This is a genomic window from Pseudoalteromonas sp. S558 (assembly GCF_005886635.1).
GTDB classification, from domain to species: Bacteria; Pseudomonadota; Gammaproteobacteria; order Enterobacterales; family Alteromonadaceae; genus Pseudoalteromonas; species Pseudoalteromonas aliena.
This window is the reverse complement of the sequence record NZ_PNDU01000374.1, coordinates 1-468: the sequence shown is the minus strand read 5'-3', so window position 1 is coordinate 468 and position 468 is coordinate 1. Positions and strand designations below refer to the sequence as shown.

1 protein-coding gene is annotated in these 468 nt (G+C 41.2%); it reads left to right on the top strand.

The window, feature by feature from the left end:
- Positions 1-433, top strand: a 433-nt coding sequence (locus CWB66_RS19550) for an integrase core domain-containing protein (RefSeq protein ID WP_138586664.1), incomplete at its 5' end; no start/stop codon positions are given.
- Positions 434-468: the final 35 nt, after the last annotated feature.

Below are 468 nucleotides of genomic sequence, written 5' to 3'. Positions count from 1 at the left end.
GCACTCGGATAATGGCAGTCCAATGAAAGGGGCAACGTTATTAGCGACATTGCAGGAGTTAGGTATTGTTCCTTCATTTAGCCGACCGTCTGTGAGTAATGATAACCCTTATTCTGAATCGCTATTTAAGACGTTAAAGTATCGTCCAGAATACCCTGAGAAAGCCTTTGAAGATATCGCGAGCGCAAGGAAATGGGTTAACGGATTTGTAGATTGGTACAACGATGAGCACTTGCACAGCGGTATTAAATTTGTCACGCCAAACCAGCGCCATTTAGGATTAGATAAAGCGATACTAGCGAAACGTCATCGGGTAAATGAAATGGCGAAATTACAGAATCCAAGTCGTTGGTCAGGAAAGTCTAGAGATTGGACAATGATCAATGAAGTAAATTTGAATCCAGAGAAAAAAGAAGAAGTGCGGGCGGCATAAAATTTAACTTGATGCGACAACTAACTTGAAAAAGT